The organism is Kosakonia pseudosacchari, assembly GCF_015167415.1.
GTDB lineage: Bacteria > Pseudomonadota > Gammaproteobacteria > Enterobacterales > Enterobacteriaceae > Kosakonia > Kosakonia pseudosacchari.
Map to the genome: position 1 here is coordinate 251,593 of NZ_CP063425.1, position 17,282 is coordinate 268,874.

Below are 17,282 nucleotides of genomic sequence, written 5' to 3' on the forward strand. Positions count from 1 at the left end.
TACTGGCGGCCTGACGCTTGAGGAACTGACAATGACCGAACTGAAAAACGATCGTTACCTGCGCGCGCTCCAGCGCCAGCCAGTAGATATGACCCCGGTGTGGATGATGCGCCAGGCAGGCCGTTATTTACCGGAATATAAAGCGACCCGCGCACAAGCGGGCGATTTTATGTCGCTGTGCAAAAACGCCGAGCTGGCCTGCGAAGTGACGCTACAGCCGCTGCGCCGCTACCCGCTTGATGCGGCGATCCTTTTCTCCGACATTCTTACCGTGCCGGATGCGATGGGGCTGGGGCTCTATTTCGAAGCCGGGGAAGGGCCGCGTTTTACCTCGCCCATCACCTGCAAGGCCGATGTTGATAAGCTGCCGGTGCCAGACCCGGAAAACGAACTGGGCTACGTGATGAACGCGGTGCGCACCATTCGCCGTGAGCTGAAAGGGGAAGTGCCGCTGATCGGCTTTTCCGGCAGCCCGTGGACGCTGGCAACCTATATGGTGGAAGGCGGCAGTAGCAAAGCCTTTACCGTGATTAAAAAGATGATGTACGCCGAGCAGCACACCCTGCATGCGCTGCTGGATAAGCTGGCGCAGAGCGTCACGCTGTACCTGAACGCGCAGATCCGCGCGGGCGCGCAATCCGTGATGATTTTCGATACCTGGGGCGGCGTGCTGACCGGGCGCGATTATCAGCAATTTTCGCTCTATTACATGCACAAAATTGTCGATGGTCTGCTGCGTGAAAATGAAGGTCGACGCGTGCCGGTGACGTTATTCACCAAAGGCGGCGGGCAGTGGCTGGAAGCGATGGCAGAAACAGGCTGTGATGCGCTGGGCCTCGACTGGACGACCGATATCGCCGATGCGCGCCGTCGCGTTGGTCATAAAGTTGCGCTGCAAGGCAATATGGACCCGTCTATGCTTTACGCGCCGCCTGCGCGCATTGAAGAAGAGGTCGCGACGATTCTCGCGGGCTTTGGCAAAGGCGAAGGTCATGTGTTTAACCTCGGTCACGGCATTCATCAGGATGTCCCGCCGGAACATGCAGGAGTATTTGTCGAGGCGGTGCACCGTCTTTCGGCCTCCTGGCATCAGTAAGGAGAGAGTATGGATCTCGCGTCACTACGCGCACAACAGCTTGAACTGGCTTCATCCGTGATCCGCGAGGATCGGCTGGATAAAGATCCGCCCACATTGATCGGCGGGGCCGATGTCGGTTTTGAGCAGGGTGGAGAAGTGACGCGAGCGGCGATGGTGCTGCTCTCCTGGCCCTCGCTGGAGCTGATGGAATATCAGGTGGCGCGTATCGCCACCACCATGCCTTATATCCCTGGTTTCCTTTCTTTTCGTGAATACCCGGCGCTGCTGGCGGCGTGGGAACAGCTGTCGCAAAAACCCGATTTGCTGTTTGTCGATGGCCACGGTATTTCCCATCCGCGCCGTCTTGGCGTTGCCAGCCATTTTGGCTTGCTGGTCGATGTGCCCACTATCGGCGTGGCGAAAAAGCGGCTGTGTGGCAAGTTCGAGCCGCTGGCGGACGAGCCGGGTGCGCTCTCCCCGTTGATGGATAAAGGTGAGAAGCTCGCCTGGGTGTGGCGCAGTAAGGCGCGCTGTAACCCGCTGTTTGTCACCACCGGGCATCGTGTCAGCCAGGATAGCGCGCTCGCGTGGGTGCAGCGTTGCATGAAAGGTTACCGGTTACCGGAACCGACTCGCTGGGCGGACGCGGTAGCATCCGGACGGCCCGCGTTTACGCGTTGGCAGGCAATTCAGCGTGATATCAGGTAAACTGCCGCGCATTACCGATTTTGAGAAACGATCATGTTACAAAACCCAATTCACCTGCGTCTGGAAAAGCTGGAAAGCTGGCAGCACGTCGTCTTTATGGCTTGCCTGTGCGAGCGTATGTACCCCAATTACGCCATGTTCTGCAGACAGACAGAGTTTGGCGATGCGCAGCTTTACCGCCGGATCCTTGACCTGGTGTGGGAAACGCAGATCGTCAAAGACGCGAAAGTGAACTTCGACAGCCAGCTGGAGAAACTGGAAGAGGCGATTCCGGTGGCGGACGACTACGATCTGTACGGTGTCTACCCGGCTATTGATGCCTGCGTGGCACTCAGTGAACTGATTCATTCGCGCCTGAGCGGCGAAACGCTGGAGCATGCTATCGAGGTCAGTAAAACGTCGATCACTACCGTTGCGATGCTGGAAATGACCCAGCAGGGACGTGAGATGACCGACGAAGAGCTGCGGGAAAACCCGGCTGTTGAGCAAGAATGGGATATTCAGTGGGAGATTTTCCGCCTTCTGGCTGCCTGCGAAGAACGCGATATTGAACTGATTAAAGGGCTGCGCGCAGACCTGCGCGAGGTCGGCGAGAGCAATATCGGTATAAATTTGCAGCAATGAGACAATAAAACGTGATTTAACGCCTGTTTTGTCGTGCCTGAAGGCTTCCCTTAATACCCCCGTCTGGTCTACATTTGGGGGGCGAAAATAAGTGGCTATCGGTGCGTGTATGCAGGAGAGTGCTTTTGAGGCATTTCCGTCGCACTCGATGCTTAGCAAGCGATAAACACATTGAAAGGATAACTTATGAACAAGACTCAACTGATTGATGTAATTGCAGACAAGGCTGATCTGTCTAAAGCGCAAGCGAAAGCTGCACTGGAATCCACCCTGGCTGCCGTTACTGAGTCTCTGAAAGCAGGTGATGCGGTACAACTGGTTGGTTTCGGTACCTTCAAAGTGAACCACCGCGCTGAGCGTACTGGCCGCAACCCGCAGACCGGTAAAGAAATCAAAATCGCCGCAGCTAACGTGCCGGCATTTGTTTCTGGTAAAGCACTGAAAGACGCAGTTAAGTAAGACCGCGTGGCAGTGAACAGTTTTGTCGAAGGGGCGGTTTCGCCCCTTTTGTCATTCTGGCGTCGCCCGCTGTTGTTAGCGGGCGCAGCACTGTTGCTGACAGCCTGTAGCCATGATTCTTCCTTGCCGCCTTTTACCGCCAGCGGGTTTGCCGGCGATCAGGGCGCGGTGCGGATCTGGCGCAAAGATTCAGGCGGTGAGACGCACTTGCTCGCCGCGTTTAGCCCGTGGCACCACGGGAATACATCGCTTAGTGAATACCGCTGGCAGGGCGATGCGTTAACCCTCATTGAGCTCAATGTTTACGGTAAACCGCCGGAGCATATTCGCGTCCGTTTTGACGATCGCGGCGAGCTGAGTTTTATGCAGCGTGAGGTCGACGGGCAGAAACAGCAGCTTTCCAGCGACCAGGTCGCGTTGTATCGTTACCGGGCAGAGCAGATCCGCCAGACCAGTGACGCGCTGCGTCAGGGGCGGGTGATCCTGCGTCAGGGGCGCTGGCAGCCTAATCATACGGTACAGACCTGTGAAGGGCAGACCGTGAAACCCGATCTGGATGATTACGCCTTAAACCGTATTGAGCAGCGTCAGAATCGCTCTGCGGTTGCGGTAAGCGTCGCATGGCTGGAAGCGCCGGAAGGGGCGCAGCTATTGCTGGTGGCGAATGAAGATTTTTGCCACTGGCAGCCGACGGAAAAGAGTTTCTGAAACCCTCTCTCCGGCGGAGAGAGGGTGAAAGGGCAGGAGTTACTTGCCTTGCTCGCGCGCAATCGCGCGGTAACCAATATCCCGGCGGCTGAAGCTGCCATCCCAGTGAATATCGGTCATTAACGCATACGCGCGCTGCTGCGCTTCGGCGACCGTGTTACCCAGCGCGGTGACGCACAGTACGCGTCCGCCGTTGGTCAGCACCTGGTCGTCGGCAGAGAGTTTGGTGCCCGCGTGGAACACTTTGCCGTCTGCCACTTCTTCCAGTGGTAAACCGTGGATGACATCGCCATTGCGGTAGTTGCCCGGATATCCACCTGCTGCTACCACCACGCCCAGCGATGCGCGGTTATCCCACTTTGACGTTTTCTCATCCAGCTTGCCTTCACACGCGGCCAGGCACAGCTCCACCAGGTCAGACTGCATGCGCAGCATAATTGGCTGCGTTTCCGGGTCGCCAAAGCGGCAGTTAAACTCGATAACTTTCGGGTTGCCCTGCTTATCGATCATCAGCCCGGCATACAGGAAACCGGTGTAGGTATTCCCTTCCGCCGCCATACCGCGCACGGTTGGCCATATGACACGTTCCATGGTGCGCTGATGGACTTCATCCGTCACCACTGGCGCAGGCGAGTAAGCGCCCATACCGCCGGTATTCGGGCCGGTATCGCCATCCCCGACGCGTTTGTGATCCTGGCTGGTGGCCATTGGCAGCACGTGCTCGCCATCAACCATCACGATAAAGCTGGCTTCTTCACCATCGAGAAACTCTTCAATCACAATGCGGTGACCCGCGTCGCCAAACGCGTTGCCTGCCAGCATATCGTGAACCGCTGCTTCGGCTTCTTCGAGCGTCATGGCGACGATCACGCCTTTGCCCGCCGCCAGACCATCGGCCTTGATCACGATAGGCGCGCCTTTCTCACGCAAGTAAGCCAGCGCAGGCTTGATGTCGGTAAAATTCTGGTACTCGGCAGTCGGGATATTGTGGCGCGCGAGGAAGTCTTTGGTGAATGCTTTGGAGCCTTCCAGCTGCGCGGCGCCCTGTGTTGGGCCAAAAATCTTCAGACCGGCCGCACGAAACGCATCGACCACGCCGATCACCAGCGGTGCTTCCGGGCCAACGATAGTCAGATCGATCTTCTCATTCTGCGCAAAGCTCAGCAGCGCCGGAATGTCGGTTGCGCCAATCGCGACGTTTTGCAGCGTCGGTTCCAGTGCCGTACCGGCGTTGCCCGGTGCGACAAAAACAGTATCAACCAGCGGTGACTGTGCGGCTTTCCACGCCAGCGCGTGTTCGCGCCCGCCGTTGCCAATTACTAATACTTTCATTGTCTGCTCCGTGGATTAATGGCGGAAGTGACGCATGTCGGTGAAGATCATCGCAATGCCGTGTTCGTCGGCGGCGGCAATAACTTCGTCATCGCGGATGGAACCGCCAGGCTGAATAACGCAGGTCACGCCAACCGCGGCAGCGGCATCAATACCATCGCGGAACGGGAAGAAGGCGTCGGAAGCCATGGCGGAACCTTTTACTTCCAGCCCTTCGTCACCCGCTTTGATCCCGGCGATCTTCGCTGAGTAGACGCGGCTCATCTGGCCTGCACCGATGCCGATGGTCATATTCTCTTTCGCGTAGACAATGGCGTTGGATTTGACGAATTTCGCCACTTTCCAGCAGAACAGCGCATCACGCAGCTCCTGCTCGGTCGGCTGGCGTTTGCTGACCACGCGGAGTTCACTCGCGCTTACCATGCCGAGATCTCTGTCCTGAACCAGCAGGCCGCCATTCACGCGTTTGAAATCGAGGCCAGGCACACGCTGCGCCCATTCGCCGCATGTCAGTACGCGGACATTCTGCTTAGCGGCGGTAATTTTCAGTGCCTCTTCGCTGGCGGACGGGGCGATGATCACTTCAACAAACTGGCGAGAGATGATGGCCTGCGCGGTTTCAGCGTCCAGCTCGCGGTTAAAAGCGATGATGCCGCCAAATGCGGAGGTCGGATCGGTCTTATAAGCGCGATCGTAAGCATCCAGAATCGAACCACCAACAGCGACACCACACGGGTTGGCGTGCTTCACAATCACACACGCGGGTTCGCTGAACTCTTTCACGCACTCCAGCGCCGCATCGGTATCGGCAATATTGTTATAGGAGAGCGCTTTGCCTTGCAGCTGCTGCGCGGTAGCAACAGAGGCTTCTTTGATCTCTTCTTCTATATAGAAGGCGGCTTGCTGGTGGCTGTTTTCGCCGTAGCGCATATCCTGCTTCTTAATGAAGTTCAGGTTCAGGGTACGCGGGAAGCGGCCGGCGGGTTCTTTGCTTTCGCCGTGATAGGCCGGAACCAGGCTGCCGAAGTAGTTGGCTATCATGCTGTCGTACGCCGCAGTGTGTTCAAACGCTTTAATCGCCAGGTCAAAACGGGTAGCAAGCAGAAGTGAACCTTCGTTGGCATCCATTTCATTAATAATGGCGGTGTAGTCGCTGCTCTTTACAACGATCGCGACATCTTTATGGTTCTTCGCGGCGGAGCGCACCATCGTCGGACCACCGATATCAATATTTTCTACCGCATCTTCCAGTGAGCAACCTTCACGCGCAACGGTTTCGGCGAACGGATAAAGGTTAACGACCACCATATCGATCGGCGCGATAGCGTGTTGCGCCATGATCGCGTCATCCTGACCGCGACGACCCAAAATGCCGCCATGGACTTTCGGATGCAGGGTTTTCACGCGTCCATCCATCATTTCCGGAAAACCGGTGTAGTCGGAGACTTCAGTCACTGGCAGACCTTTTTCTGCCAGCAAACGCGCGGTGCCGCCGGTAGAGAGCAGTTCTACGCCACGCTGAGAGAGCGCCTGTGCGAATTCGACAATACCGGCCTTGTCAGAAACACTGAGCAAAGCGCGGCGGACTGGACGACGTTGTTGCATGGTAAATCCCCTGGATTTGGCTTTAACAGAGAGCGTTAGCTAAATAGTAGGATCTTTTTGATCCGCAAATTTAGCTAACGGCCCAGCGAGGGCTGCTGATTTTTGCGCGGGCATTGTAACGAAAACGTTTGCGTAGCGCTCGCGAATTTTTGTACTTTTGCCGGATTGTGGATAAGTCTGTGCGTAAATGGGTATAAAGGCGGGTTTTGCTGTGGAATGCAGCAGTCAGTCATTTTTATGTCATTTTTCTATTGCGGGGGGCGGAGAACTCCCTATAATGCGCCTCCATCGACACGGCGGATGTGAATCACTTCACACAAACAGCCGGTCCGGTTGAAGAGAAAAAATCCTGAAAATCAGGGTTGACTCTGAAAGAGGAAAGCGTAATATACGCCACCTCGCGACAGAGCGCTGAAGCGCGTCGCACCTGCTCTTTAACAATTTATCAGACAATCTGTGTGGGCACTCAGGGTGACTGGATTCTTGAACGTCGCAAGACGAAAAATGAATACCAAGTCTCAGTGAGTGAACACGTAATTCATTACGAAGTTCTTTTCTTTAGAAATAAAGAAACATTGAGCATCAAACTTTTAAATTGAAGAGTTTGATCATGGCTCAGATTGAACGCTGGCGGCAGGCCTAACACATGCAAGTCGAACGGTAGCACAGAGAGCTTGCTCTCGGGTGACGAGTGGCGGACGGGTGAGTAATGTCTGGGAAACTGCCTGATGGAGGGGGATAACTACTGGAAACGGTAGCTAATACCGCATAACGTCGCAAGACCAAAGAGGGGGACCTTCGGGCCTCTTGCCATCAGATGTGCCCAGATGGGATTAGCTAGTAGGTGGGGTAACGGCTCACCTAGGCGACGATCCCTAGCTGGTCTGAGAGGATGACCAGCCACACTGGAACTGAGACACGGTCCAGACTCCTACGGGAGGCAGCAGTGGGGAATATTGCACAATGGGCGCAAGCCTGATGCAGCCATGCCGCGTGTATGAAGAAGGCCTTCGGGTTGTAAAGTACTTTCAGCGGGGAGGAAGGGGATAAGGTTAATAACCTTATTCATTGACGTTACCCGCAGAAGAAGCACCGGCTAACTCCGTGCCAGCAGCCGCGGTAATACGGAGGGTGCAAGCGTTAATCGGAATTACTGGGCGTAAAGCGCACGCAGGCGGTCTGTCAAGTCGGATGTGAAATCCCCGGGCTCAACCTGGGAACTGCATCCGAAACTGGCAGGCTTGAGTCTCGTAGAGGGAGGTAGAATTCCAGGTGTAGCGGTGAAATGCGTAGAGATCTGGAGGAATACCGGTGGCGAAGGCGGCCTCCTGGACGAAGACTGACGCTCAGGTGCGAAAGCGTGGGGAGCAAACAGGATTAGATACCCTGGTAGTCCACGCCGTAAACGATGTCTATTTGGAGGTTGTGCCCTTGAGGCGTGGCTTCCGGAGCTAACGCGTTAAATAGACCGCCTGGGGAGTACGGCCGCAAGGTTAAAACTCAAATGAATTGACGGGGGCCCGCACAAGCGGTGGAGCATGTGGTTTAATTCGATGCAACGCGAAGAACCTTACCTGGTCTTGACATCCACAGAACTTAGCAGAGATGCTTTGGTGCCTTCGGGAACTGTGAGACAGGTGCTGCATGGCTGTCGTCAGCTCGTGTTGTGAAATGTTGGGTTAAGTCCCGCAACGAGCGCAACCCTTATCCTTTGTTGCCAGCGGTTAGGCCGGGAACTCAAAGGAGACTGCCAGTGATAAACTGGAGGAAGGTGGGGATGACGTCAAGTCATCATGGCCCTTACGACCAGGGCTACACACGTGCTACAATGGCGCATACAAAGAGAAGCGACCTCGCGAGAGCAAGCGGACCTCATAAAGTGCGTCGTAGTCCGGATTGGAGTCTGCAACTCGACTCCATGAAGTCGGAATCGCTAGTAATCGTGGATCAGAATGCCACGGTGAATACGTTCCCGGGCCTTGTACACACCGCCCGTCACACCATGGGAGTGGGTTGCAAAAGAAGTAGGTAGCTTAACCTCCGGGAGGGCGCTTACCACTTTGTGATTCATGACTGGGGTGAAGTCGTAACAAGGTAACCGTAGGGGAACCTGCGGTTGGATCACCTCCTTACCTTAAAGAACCGTTCTCTGCAGTGTCCACACAGATTGTCTGATGAAAAGTAAAAGCAAGGCGTCTTGCGAGCGAGACTTTACGTCCCCTTCGTCTAGAGGCCCAGGACACCGCCCTTTCACGGCGGTAACAGGGGTTCGAATCCCCTAGGGGACGCCACTTGCTGGTTTGTGAGTGAAAGTCACCTGCCGATGTATCTCAAAACTGATTCCGTTGTGTGAACAGCGAGTCATGTTTGAGATATTTGCTCTTTAAAAATCTGGATCAAGCTGAAAATTGAAACACAGAACAGTGTGAACTGTTCTGTGAGTCTCTCAAATTTTCGCGACACGCGGATGTTTCACGAAACATCTTCGGGTTGTGAGGTTAAGCGACTAAGCGTACACGGTGGATGCCCTGGCAGTCAGAGGCGATGAAGGACGTGCTAATCTGCGAAAAGCGCCGGTAAGGTGATATGAACCGTTATAGCCGGCGATGTCCGAATGGGGAAACCCAGTGTGACTCGTCACACTATCATTAACTGAATCCATAGGTTAATGAGGCGAACCGGGGGAACTGAAACATCTAAGTACCCCGAGGAAAAGAAATCAACCGAGATTCCCCCAGTAGCGGCGAGCGAACGGGGAGGAGCCCAGAGCCTGAATCAGCTTGTGTGTTAGTGGAAGCGTCTGGAAAGTCGCGCGATACAGGGTGACAGCCCCGTACACAAAAGCACACAGGCTGTGAGCTCGATGAGTAGGGCGGGACACGTGGTATCCTGTCTGAATATGGGGGGACCATCCTCCAAGGCTAAATACTCCTGACTGACCGATAGTGAACCAGTACCGTGAGGGAAAGGCGAAAAGAACCCCGGCGAGGGGAGTGAAAAAGAACCTGAAACCGTGTACGTACAAGCAGTGGGAGCATCCTTCGGGGTGTGACTGCGTACCTTTTGTATAATGGGTCAGCGACTTATATTCTGTAGCAAGGTTAACCGAATAGGGGAGCCGAAGGGAAACCGAGTCTTAACTGGGCGTTAAGTTGCAGGGTATAGACCCGAAACCCGGTGATCTAGCCATGGGCAGGTTGAAGGTTGGGTAACACTAACTGGAGGACCGAACCGACTAATGTTGAAAAATTAGCGGATGACCTGTGGCTGGGGGTGAAAGGCCAATCAAACCGGGAGATAGCTGGTTCTCCCCGAAAGCTATTTAGGTAGCGCCTCGTGAATTCATCTCCGGGGGTAGAGCACTGTTTCGGCTAGGGGGCCATCCCGGCTTACCAACCCGATGCAAACTACGAATACCGGAGAATGTTATCACGGGAGACACACGGCGGGTGCTAACGTCCGTCGTGAAGAGGGAAACAACCCAGACCGCCAGCTAAGGTCCCAAAGTCATGGTTAAGTGGGAAACGATGTGGGAAGGCCCAGACAGCCAGGATGTTGGCTTAGAAGCAGCCATCATTTAAAGAAAGCGTAATAGCTCACTGGTCGAGTCGGCCTGCGCGGAAGATGTAACGGGGCTAAACCATGCACCGAAGCTGCGGCAGCAACACTTATGTGTTGTTGGGTAGGGGAGCGTTCTGTAAGCCTGCGAAGGTGGCCTGTGAGGGTTGCTGGAGGTATCAGAAGTGCGAATGCTGACATAAGTAACGATAAAGCGGGTGAAAAGCCCGCTCGCCGGAAGACCAAGGGTTCCTGTCCAACGTTAATCGGGGCAGGGTGAGTCGACCCCTAAGGCGAGGCCGAAAGGCGTAGTCGATGGGAAACAGGTTAATATTCCTGTACTTGGTGTTACTGCGAAGGGGGGACGGAGAAGGCTATGTTGGCCGGGCGACGGTTGTCCCGGTTTAAGCGTGAAGGTGTGTGCTCCAGGCAAATCCGGAGTGCTTTAACACTGAGGCGTGATGACGAGGCACTACGGTGCTGAAGTAACAAATGCCCTGCTTCCAGGAAAAGCCTCTAAGCTCCAGGTAACACGAAATCGTACCCCAAACCGACACAGGTGGTCAGGTAGAGAATACCAAGGCGCTTGAGAGAACTCGGGTGAAGGAACTAGGCAAAATGGTGCCGTAACTTCGGGAGAAGGCACGCTGGTGCGTAGGTGAAGTGACTTGCTCATGGAGCTGAAACCAGTCGAAGATACCAGCTGGCTGCAACTGTTTATTAAAAACACAGCACTGTGCAAACACGAAAGTGGACGTATACGGTGTGACGCCTGCCCGGTGCCGGAAGGTTAATTGATGGGGTCATCCGTAAGGAGAAGCTCTTGATCGAAGCCCCGGTAAACGGCGGCCGTAACTATAACGGTCCTAAGGTAGCGAAATTCCTTGTCGGGTAAGTTCCGACCTGCACGAATGGCGTAATGATGGCCAGGCTGTCTCCACCCGAGACTCAGTGAAATTGAACTCGCTGTGAAGATGCAGTGTACCCGCGGCAAGACGGAAAGACCCCGTGAACCTTTACTATAGCTTGACACTGAACACTGGTCCTTGATGTGTAGGATAGGTGGGAGGCTTTGAAGCGTGGACGCCAGTCTGCGTGGAGCCGTCCTTGAAATACCACCCTTTAATGGCTGGTGTTCTAACGTGGACCCGTTACCCGGGTTGCGGACAGTGTCTGGTGGGTAGTTTGACTGGGGCGGTCTCCTCCTAAAGCGTAACGGAGGAGCACGAAGGTCAGCTAATCCTGGTCGGACATCAGGAGGTTAGTGCAATGGCATAAGCTGGCTTGACTGCGAGCGTGACGGCGCGAGCAGGTGCGAAAGCAGGTCATAGTGATCCGGTGGTTCTGAATGGAAGGGCCATCGCTCAACGGATAAAAGGTACTCCGGGGATAACAGGCTGATACCGCCCAAGAGTTCATATCGACGGCGGTGTTTGGCACCTCGATGTCGGCTCATCACATCCTGGGGCTGAAGTAGGTCCCAAGGGTATGGCTGTTCGCCATTTAAAGTGGTACGCGAGCTGGGTTTAGAACGTCGTGAGACAGTTCGGTCCCTATCTGCCGTGGGCGCTGGAGAATTGAGGGGGGCTGCTCCTAGTACGAGAGGACCGGAGTGGACGCATCACTGGTGTTCGGGTTGTCATGCCAATGGCACTGCCCGGTAGCTAAATGCGGAAGAGATAAGTGCTGAAAGCATCTAAGCACGAAACTTGCCCCGAGATGAGTTCTCCCTGAGACTTTGAGTCTCCTGAAGGAACGTTGAAGACGACGACGTTGATAGGCCGGGTGTGTAAGCGCAGCGATGCGTTGAGCTAACCGGTACTAATGAACCGTGAGGCTTAACCTTACAACGCCGAAGGTGTTTTGGCGTGAGAGACAGAAAAGATTTTCAGCGTGATACAGATTACGTCAGAGTGTGAGAACGTTCTGACAGACAGAATTTGCCTGGCGGCAACAGCGCGGTGGTCCCACCTGACCCCATGCCGAACTCAGAAGTGAAACGCCGTAGCGCCGATGGTAGTGTGGGGTCTCCCCATGCGAGAGTAGGGAACTGCCAGGCATCAATTAAGTGAAGAGGCCATCCTGACGGATGGCCTTTTTACGTTTTTATGCAGCGAAACAGCACAAGCAGGCACTTATCCTGGTGGTACGTCACTCCTGTCGGATTTTACTGCTTGCCCCTGCAGACACCACAGCATCTCCCCTCCGGGATGCCGGACCCCTCAGATGCCAGCCTGTTGCTCAAAGTCCACTGCTGGCCGGAGATCACATCACCGTGTGGAGGCTGTTTTCCCGCGCACATCCTGTGAGGTTCCGTCCTGTATGCCTCATTTCTCCCGTATGCCCGCGCTTTTTTGCTATTGTTTCTGCTCCATTTATCGCTAAAGGACATCTCCATGATCGTTCTCTACGCCCAGCTTTATAAAAACCGCATGGTTGTGCGTAACCTCCAGACTCAGCAGCAGGTTTCGGGTAGCCAAACCTTCAGCAACCAGCGAATACTCATCGCAGACTTTTTCCCGGCGGAAAAGCTGTTACGCGATTTGATTCTGCAAGTGGCACCACGCGCATTCTGGCACGCCCTTCCGGGCATGGGGCGTCTGGCGATCCTCGCGCATGCGCTGGAGATGAATGAAGGTGGCTTATCGCCTGTCGAAGAGCGCGCCATCCTTGAAATGACCTTCGGCGCTTCACAAGGCCGATGCCGTTACCCGCAGGTCGTTGCCAGCCAGACACCGCTAAGCGATCAACACGTGCTGGCGACACTGAGCCAATCGAAAATGCCTCCCTCTTCGCGCGATAACAAACCGAAAATCATTAGCTAATATCAATGCTACACAGGCCGCGACGTGAAACTTTCTCACCTTTCACTTGCGTACTCGACATTTTGCCGATTCCTGGGTATCTTCGGCTATCTGGATGTCTAAACGTTTAAACGTATGCAGTGAGGATATAAGATATGCCGATTCGGGTGCAGGACGAGCTGCCAGCCGTCAATTTCTTGCGTGATGAGAATGTCTTTGTGATGACGACATCGCGCGCAACAGTGCAGGAAATCCGCCCGCTGAAGGTGCTGATCCTCAATCTGATGCCAAAGAAGATTGAGACGGAAAACCAGTTCCTGCGCTTGCTGTCAAACTCACCGCTACAAGTTGATGTGCGCCTGCTGCGTATCGACTCGCGTGAATCACGCAACACACCGGCCGAGCACCTCAATACCTTTTACTGTAATTTCGATGAAATCCGTGATGAAAACTACGATGGTTTGATCGTCACTGGTGCGCCATTAGGCTTAGTTGAATTTAACGACGTGGCCTACTGGCCGCAGATCGAGCAGGTTCTGGAGTGGGCCAAAGATCATGTCACCTCAACCCTGTTTGTCTGTTGGGCGGTACAAGCCGCGTTAAACATCCTTTATGGCATCCCCAAACAGACCCGCACCGAAAAGCTCTCCGGCGTATACGAACACCATATCCTTCATCCTCACGCGTTGCTGACGCGTGGTTTTGATGATGTTTTTCTGGCGCCGCACTCGCGTTACGCCGATTTCCCGGCTGCATTGATCCGCGACTACACCGATTTAGAGATCCTTGCCCAAACGGAAGAGGGTGACGCCTACCTGTTCGCCAGCAAAGACAAACGTATCGCCTTTGTCACCGGCCATCCTGAATATGATGCCAACACACTGGCGGACGAGTTTTTCCGCGATGTGGATGCCGGGCTAAGTCCGGCGCTACCGCACAACTATTTTCCCCATGACGATCCGCAGAATAAACCGCGTGCATCCTGGCGTAGCCATGGCAATTTGCTGTTCATCAATTGGCTTAACTACTACGTCTACCAGATCACGCCATACGACCTGCGTCATATGAATCCCACGCTGGATTAAGCGTTTCAGCCCCTTATTACAGGCACCTTCGGGTGCCTTTTTTATTTGCGAAAATCACTTCTCAACACAATAAAACTATAACCTCTTTGTTATCAATCGGTTATTTCCATTTTAATTTAAAAATGGAAATTGTTTTTGATTTTGGAAAATTTATTAGCCAGGATTGATCCTGCTGAACGAAAACTGCACACCCGATCTTCGTTGGCATTGGGAAATGTCTTTGCTGCAAAAAAGAGGAATCGCACCATGACACAACAGGCAACAACAACCGATGAATTAGCCTTTATGCGACCGCACGGTGAACAAGAGAAGCAGATTCTCACCCCGGCAGCCGTGGAATTCCTGAGCGAGCTGGTCACACGCTTTACGCCAAAGCGCAACCAATTGCTGGCCGCGCGTGTGCATCAGCAGCAACAGATCGATGCCGGTACGTTGCCTGATTTTATTTCGGAAACAGCTTCCATTCGTGAAAGTGACTGGACGATCCGGGGGATTCCCGACGATCTGCTGGACCGCCGCGTTGAAATCACCGGGCCGGTTGAGCGCAAAATGGTGATCAACGCGCTGAATGCCAATGTGAAGGTGTTCATGGCGGATTTTGAAGATTCACTGGCACCAAACTGGGACAAAGTGATCGACGGGCAGATCAACCTGCGCGATGCGGTCAACGGCACCATCAGCTACACCAATGAAGCGGGTAAAATCTACCAACTGAAACCCAACCCGGCGGTACTGGTTTGTCGTGTACGTGGTTTACACCTGCCGGAAAAACACGTCACCTGGCGCGAAGAGGCCATTCCGGGCAGCCTGTTCGATTTCGCGCTCTACTTCTTCCATAACCACAAAAATCTGCTCGCCAAAGGTAGCGGCCCCTATTTCTACCTGCCGAAAACGCAGTCGTGGCAAGAAGCGGCATGGTGGAGCGAGGTCTTCAGCTTTACCGAAGATCGTTTCAATCTGCCACGCGGCACCATCAAAGCCACGCTGCTGATTGAAACCTTGCCTGCGGTATTCCAGATGGATGAGATCCTGCACGCGCTGCGCGACCACATTGTTGGTCTGAACTGCGGGCGCTGGGATTACATCTTCAGCTACATCAAGACGCTGAAAAACTACCCGGATCGTGTGCTGCCTGACCGGCAGGTGGTGACGATGGATAAACCGTTCCTTAGTGCCTATTCGCGTCTGCTGATCAAAACCTGCCATCGTCGTGGCGCTTTCGCGATGGGCGGTATGGCGGCGTTCATCCCCAGCAAAGACACCGAGCGTAACAACTGGGTGCTGAACAAAGTAAAAGCCGATAAACAGCTCGAAGCGAATAACGGTCACGATGGCACCTGGATTGCACATCCCGGGCTTGGCGACACGGTGATGGAGGTGTTCAACGCGGCGCTGGGCGAACACAAAAACCAACTTTTTGTCAGCCGTGAGGACGATGCGCCGATCACCGCAGAAGATCTGCTGGCACCTTGTGAAGGTGAGCGCACCGAAGAGGGCATGCGCGCCAATATCCGCGTCGCGGTGCAGTACATCGAAGCGTGGATCTCCGGCAACGGCTGCGTACCGATCTACGGGCTAATGGAAGATGCCGCGACGGCGGAGATTTCCCGTACTTCAATCTGGCAATGGATCCATCACGAAAAAACGTTGAGCAACGGCAAGCCGGTTACCAAAGCGCTGTTCCGCCAGATGCTGGCCGAAGAGATGCTGGTTATTCAGGAAGAGCTGGGTGAGCACCGTTTCAGCAGCGGGCGTTTTAACGATGCCGCGCGCCTGATGGAGCAGATCACCACTTCTGATGAGCTGATCGACTTCTTAACGTTGCCTGGCTACCGCCTGCTGGCGTAATCGCCCGGGCTATTTTGTTCGCCAATTTGGCTCCAGCCAGTGCGCAAGACCTCATGTTCTACAAGTGCGTTGCGGTTTTGCTCATTGGCCATGACCAAACTGCCTTCACCAATAACGCCTGGCGAGCCAGGAGAAGAATATGGAGCATCTGAATATGAAAACCCGTACCCAACAAATCGAAGAATTACAAAAAGAGTGGACACAGCCGCGCTGGGAAGGCATTCGCCGCCCTTATAGCGCGGAAGACGTGGTGAAGTTACGCGGCTCGGTCAACCCGGAATGCACGCTGGCGCAACTGGGCGCGGCGAAAATGTGGCGCTTGCTGCATGGCGAATCGAAAAAAGGGTACATCAACAGCCTTGGCGCGCTGACGGGCGGGCAGGCGCTGCAACAGGCGAAAGCGGGAATTGAAGCGGTGTATCTTTCCGGCTGGCAGGTGGCGGCGGATGCTAACCTCGCCGCCAGCATGTACCCGGATCAGTCGCTCTACCCGGCAAACTCCGTGCCGTCGGTGGTTGAGCGCATCAATAATACATTCCGTCGCGCCGATCAAATTCAGTGGTCTTCCGGTATTGAGCCGGGCGACCCGCGCTTTGTCGACTATTTCCTGCCGATCGTCGCAGATGCCGAAGCGGGTTTCGGTGGCGTGCTGAACGCATTTGAGCTGATGAAATCGATGATTGAAGCCGGTGCGGCGGCAGTACATTTCGAAGATCAGCTCGCGTCGGTGAAAAAATGCGGCCATATGGGCGGCAAAGTGTTAGTGCCAACGCAAGAAGCGGTGCAGAAACTGGTGGCGGCGCGTCTGGCGGCGGATGTGCTGGGCGTTCCGACGCTGTTGGTGGCGCGCACCGATGCCGATGCCGCCGATCTGATTACCTCAGATTGCGACCCGTATGACAGCGCGTTTATCACCGGTGAGCGCACCAGCGAAGGGTTCTACCGCACCCATGCGGGCATTGAGCAGGCGATCAGCCGCGGTCTGGCTTACGCGCCGTATGCCGATCTGGTGTGGTGTGAAACCTCCACGCCAGACCTCAACCTGGCGCGCCGTTTCGCCGACGCGATCCACGCCAAATACCCAGGCAAGCTGCTGGCGTACAACTGCTCGCCGTCGTTTAACTGGAAAAAGAATCTCGACGACAACACCATCTCCCGCTTCCAGCAGGAGTTGTCAGATATGGGGTACAAGTTCCAGTTCATCACCCTCGCGGGCATTCACAGCATGTGGTTCAACATGTTCGATTTAGCCCACGCGTACGCCCAGGGCGAAGGGATGAAGCACTACGTCGAAAAAGTGCAGCAGCCAGAGTTCGCCGCAGGCAAAGAGGGCTACACCTTCGTTTCTCACCAGCAGGAAGTGGGGACCGGTTACTTCGATAAAGTCACCACCATCATTCAGGGCGGCACCTCGTCGGTAACGGCGTTGACGGGTTCAACGGAAGAAGCACAGTTCTAATCGTCAATCTGCCC

Annotated in this window: 11 protein-coding genes, 1 tRNA gene and 3 rRNA genes; 13 read left to right on the forward strand and 2 right to left on the reverse strand. The window is 54.8% G+C overall.

What is annotated here, in order from left to right; genetic code table 11:
* Positions 1–31 precede the first annotated feature (31 nt).
* The 5 genes from hemE to IP581_RS01220 all read left to right on the forward strand — a co-directional run bounded on the left by hemE (position 32) and on the right by IP581_RS01220 (position 3,577).
* Positions 32–1,096: a uroporphyrinogen decarboxylase gene (gene hemE, locus IP581_RS01200; protein WP_193821567.1), complete on the forward strand. Its 1,065-nt coding sequence runs from the start codon at positions 32–34 to the stop codon at positions 1,094–1,096.
* Between the two features lie 9 nt (positions 1,097–1,105).
* Complete coding sequence (gene nfi / locus IP581_RS01205; protein ID WP_193821568.1) at positions 1,106–1,786, forward strand: deoxyribonuclease V; 681 nt, start codon at positions 1,106–1,108, stop codon at positions 1,784–1,786.
* 33 nt (positions 1,787–1,819) lie between these two features.
* Positions 1,820–2,410 (forward strand): YjaG family protein, encoded by a 591-nt coding sequence (locus IP581_RS01210; RefSeq protein ID WP_097402113.1) that lies wholly within the window; start codon positions 1,820–1,822, stop codon positions 2,408–2,410.
* A gap of 186 nt (positions 2,411–2,596) precedes the next feature.
* Positions 2,597–2,869, forward strand: coding sequence for a nucleoid-associated protein HU-alpha (hupA, locus tag IP581_RS01215; protein ID WP_017460010.1), 273 nt, complete (start codon positions 2,597–2,599; stop codon positions 2,867–2,869).
* Positions 2,870–2,881: 12 nt separating this feature from the next.
* Positions 2,882–3,577 (forward strand): DUF1481 domain-containing protein, encoded by a 696-nt coding sequence (locus IP581_RS01220; RefSeq protein ID WP_193822620.1) that lies wholly within the window; start codon positions 2,882–2,884, stop codon positions 3,575–3,577.
* Positions 3,578–3,616: 39 nt separating this feature from the next.
* Here the strand turns inward: IP581_RS01220 and purD are convergent, their stop codons facing one another.
* Positions 3,617–4,909: a phosphoribosylamine--glycine ligase gene (gene purD, locus IP581_RS01225; protein ID WP_193821569.1), complete on the reverse strand. Its 1,293-nt coding sequence runs from the start codon at positions 4,907–4,909 to the stop codon at positions 3,617–3,619.
* Positions 4,910–4,924: 15 nt separating this feature from the next.
* Complete coding sequence (gene purH / locus IP581_RS01230) at positions 4,925–6,514, reverse strand: bifunctional phosphoribosylaminoimidazolecarboxamide formyltransferase/IMP cyclohydrolase (protein ID WP_193821570.1); 1,590 nt, start codon at positions 6,512–6,514, stop codon at positions 4,925–4,927.
* 592 nt (positions 6,515–7,106) lie between these two features.
* On the opposite strand from purH, the gene IP581_RS01235 reads away from it, so the two are divergent.
* The 8 genes from IP581_RS01235 to aceA all read left to right on the forward strand — a co-directional run bounded on the left by IP581_RS01235 (position 7,107) and on the right by aceA (position 17,268).
* A 16S ribosomal RNA gene (locus IP581_RS01235) occupies positions 7,107–8,646 on the forward strand.
* Between the two features lie 83 nt (positions 8,647–8,729).
* Positions 8,730–8,805 (forward strand) — tRNA-Glu (locus IP581_RS01240).
* Between the two features lie 205 nt (positions 8,806–9,010).
* Positions 9,011–11,918, forward strand: a 23S ribosomal RNA gene (locus tag IP581_RS01245).
* Positions 11,919–12,015: 97 nt separating this feature from the next.
* Positions 12,016–12,131: ribosomal RNA gene (gene rrf / locus IP581_RS01250) — 5S ribosomal RNA — on the forward strand.
* Together the 16S, 23S and 5S rRNA genes with 1 tRNA gene alongside form the textbook arrangement of a ribosomal RNA operon.
* A gap of 337 nt (positions 12,132–12,468) precedes the next feature.
* Positions 12,469–12,897 carry a YjaA family stress response protein gene (locus tag IP581_RS01255; RefSeq protein WP_086873877.1) on the forward strand — a complete coding sequence of 143 codons (429 nt, stop codon included), beginning with the start codon at positions 12,469–12,471 and terminating at the stop codon, positions 12,895–12,897.
* Between the two features lie 134 nt (positions 12,898–13,031).
* Positions 13,032–13,961 (forward strand): homoserine O-acetyltransferase MetA, encoded by a 930-nt coding sequence (metA, locus tag IP581_RS01260; protein WP_086873878.1) that lies wholly within the window; start codon positions 13,032–13,034, stop codon positions 13,959–13,961.
* Positions 13,962–14,207: 246 nt separating this feature from the next.
* A complete protein-coding gene (gene aceB / locus IP581_RS01265; protein ID WP_193821571.1) occupies positions 14,208–15,809 on the forward strand; it encodes a malate synthase A in 1,602 nt (533 codons plus the stop codon).
* 154 nt (positions 15,810–15,963) lie between these two features.
* Complete coding sequence (gene aceA, locus IP581_RS01270) at positions 15,964–17,268, forward strand: isocitrate lyase (RefSeq protein ID WP_193822621.1); 1,305 nt, start codon at positions 15,964–15,966, stop codon at positions 17,266–17,268.
* Positions 17,269–17,282 lie beyond the last annotated feature (14 nt).